The organism is Prosthecobacter sp. (genome assembly GCF_044232965.1).
In the GTDB taxonomy this organism is placed as follows: Bacteria; Verrucomicrobiota; Verrucomicrobiia; order Verrucomicrobiales; family Verrucomicrobiaceae; genus Prosthecobacter.
In genome coordinates this window covers 1-2990 of sequence record NZ_JBIIKX010000158.1, presented here as the reverse complement: position 1 = coordinate 2990, position 2990 = coordinate 1, and the positions used below count along the sequence as shown (strand labels likewise).

Annotated in this window: 2 protein-coding genes; both read right to left on the bottom strand. The window is 57.2% G+C overall.

Annotated elements, in window-relative coordinates:
- Positions 1 to 616 (bottom strand): FHA domain-containing protein (locus ACILSI_RS26945; RefSeq protein WP_395725024.1); only part of this gene is annotated, 616 nt, incomplete at its 3' end.
- Between the two features lie 179 nt (positions 617 to 795).
- Positions 796 to 2802: an SUMF1/EgtB/PvdO family nonheme iron enzyme gene (locus ACILSI_RS26940; RefSeq protein ID WP_395725023.1), complete on the bottom strand. Its 2007-nt coding sequence runs from the start codon at positions 2800 to 2802 to the stop codon at positions 796 to 798.
- Positions 2803 to 2990: the final 188 nt, after the last annotated feature.

The following is a 2990-nucleotide window of genomic DNA, read 5'->3' as shown; positions in this document are numbered from 1 at the left end:
TTCCCATGAAGATCCTCGTATCAGGGGCCAGCTTCGTTGGTTGTTGGATGCGGCGTCCATTGACAAAGATACCGTTGGCCGAGCCCATGTCCTTGATCATGAGACTGCCGTCCCGGCCCTTATAGATCGTGGCGTGCTGGCGGCTGACCATCGGATCATCCAGCGTTAGATTACACTCACGCCCGCGTCCAATCACCACCTGATCCTGCGCCTTGAGAAGGTCGGCTAGATTGGCCGTGCTTGTGGCCACCCGGCTCGTCGAACCTGACCGACCTGCGGTGCCCGACAGCGTCTCGATGACCATCCGCACCTCGCCTCCCAGAAAAATCCGGGAGCCGGCATGAATCCGATGCCACTCGTTGGATTTCAGCTCCACATCTCCGTCAAAGGTGCCGTTGCTGGAGCCAACATCACAAATCACCACCTCTCCCTCACCATCCAGAGCAATCGCAAGGTGGTTGCGCGAAACCACTTCTGAACCCAGACGCACATCGGCTGCTGACTTCAGGTTGCCGACCGTTATTGTTTGGCCATCTGTCACTTCCAGGTCAACATTTGCGATCTGTCGCGCTCCATCAAAAAATGTGGCTTTTAAGTGCCGGGGTGAGGGCTGCATATTGGAGGTGAAATGGGAAACAGGCTTTGGCCAATGGATTACGACGGCAGCATGGGGTTTTACTCAAGTGTGGGCTTAGCCAGAACGGTTTTCATAATTTCTGCCCTCTTTCTGGTAGTGTTCAAGCAATGTGAAATGTTTGGACGCTCTTTAATACCACATTTAAAACAGGAAAAATTCTAGCCGCCAGACACCACCACGACACAACGGAAGCCGTAGTTGTCATTACGATAGCGTGGACCTCCGAAGCTGCGATACGACGAACGCAGAGCGACTCGTCCATCGTTGAACCACGAAGCACCGCGCAGCACACGGTAGTCTTGGGCTCTGTCATACCAGTCTGGGCACCACTCCCACACATTCCCTCCCATGTCGTAGAGTCCCAGCTTGTTCGGCTGGAACCTCATCACCGGCGCTGTGTGATCATAGCCGTCTTCCACCTCATCAAGTTTGTAATTCCCGTCCACAGGCTTCGGCGGATAGTAGCTCCCCCACGGAAAGACATCATCCGGTCCATTTTGGCTCTTCTCGCCGGGCGTCTCTCCTTTCTCATTCTCCAGCCCCACTGCGGCGCTCCACTCTGCGTCCGTCGGCAATCGGTATGTCTTCCCCTCCTTCGCGCTCAGCCACCGGCAGAACCCCTCCGCGTCTTCGTAATTCACCTTCACCACCGGGTGCTGCTCTTTGCCGCTTTCTGCTCCTGATCGCCACTCCTCATCCACCCCGCTCTGCGCTGCCGCATAGGCCGCGTAATCCACGTTGCGCGTCTCATGAATGCACATCATCACCTGCATGCCCGGCACTGGCACGAATTTCATGCCCAGTGTATTCTCAAAAAGCCTCTGCTGATGCGAGTCCGTAGATGAAGACTTTTTTTCTGCTTCGCTCATCGTGCCTGGCTGCTTTTCACGTTCGGCCTGCTCCTGTGCCACACGCGACGTTTTCGCCGCTTCCATCGCCATCGAAATGATGATTATCATCATCAGCGCCCCGATCCCGCTAAACACATAAACCATCCGGTTCTTGCGGCTCTCAACGTAACTCGCCAGCGCCGTGTAATCCAGATCGACAAAGCGCATATTGCCCAGCCGCTTGAGCAACTGAGATGCCTTCGAGCCGTCGTTTCTGGCCATGGCCTGCTCCGCCTCCACCAACACTTGGCGGTGCTCCTCATGCAGCGAACCCGGCTTTGGAACCTCCTGTGATGGGAGAGTGTGTGGAACTAACGCGAGAGGCTTGTCATGGTCGGACTCGGAAGCAGCTGCTCGGTCCGGCCCCTCCACCGCCTCCTTCCACTGCCGCACCTCCTGAAAGCGATCTGTCGCCTTCGGAGCCATCGCCTTGTCGATGGAAGCCAGCAAGGCCTGTGAACAGCGCCCGCGCAGGTCATTCCTCTTTGCCAGCGGCACCAGCGGGTCATCCATGATCCGGTCCGTTGCTTTTGCCGGTGTCTCTCCTGTAATCACCTTGTAGAGCGTGCCGCCCAACGCGTAGATGTCACTCCACGGGCCGATCTTCCCCCGGCTCTGCAACTGCTCGAAGGGCGTGTAGCCCGCGCTCTCGATCACCGTCAGCGAGCGCTCACTCAATCGTTGCCGCGCTGCCCCAAAGTCGATGAGAACTGGCTCACCCGCAGCCGTCACGAGGATGTTCCCGGGTTTCAGGTCGCGATGGTAGATACCGCGGTCGTGAAGGTAACTTAGTGCATCTAGCACCCGCCAGAGCATGCCGCCGAGTTCATCCTCGGTGAAGTTCTGGCCGCTCGCTTGTCTGGTGCGAATCTGCTCGTCGAGCGCTGTGCCTTCGACAAACGGCATGACGAAATACGCCGTGCCATGGGCTTCGAAACTGCGCAGCACCTTGACGATGCCAGGATGATCCAGCGAAGCCAGCGTGGACGCTTCGCGCTCGAAGCTTTCCATCGAGTATTGGAAATTGCCCGCGTCTTCACCTTCGGTATGCCGAGGCCGCACGGTGAGAGAATGCGTGTCGCGCCAGCAGAACTGCGCGGGTAAATTCTCCTTGATGACGACCCTGCGTCCCAAGCGACTGTCCTTAGCCAAGTAGGTGATTCCGAAGCCGCCGCTGCCGAGAACTCGCTGGATGACAAACTCCTCTAGATGAGTGCCTTCGGGGAGAGACTGGGTCGGAGGCGCTGCGAGATCGTCGGCGGCTAGCGGAGGCATGGGACGGGGTCGCGTTTATTGGTGGTCGAGGCACTGCGAGGAAGCGATCAGAATCTTTTGTTGGCAACTCGACCGCATGTCAGGACAGCGGACAGAACCATTCGATTAAGACTTCGGTTCATGGTTTTAAACTTTATCGCGTGCATCTTCGAGAGCGAGGAGATCACGGGCTTCACGGTGATATTTTA

Bases quoted from the DNA above. Each gene is read 5' to 3' on its own strand.
- ACILSI_RS26940 (WP_395725023.1), bottom strand. From the start codon at position 2,802: ATGCCTCCGCTAGCCGCCGACGATCTCGCAGCGCCTCCGACCCAGTCT.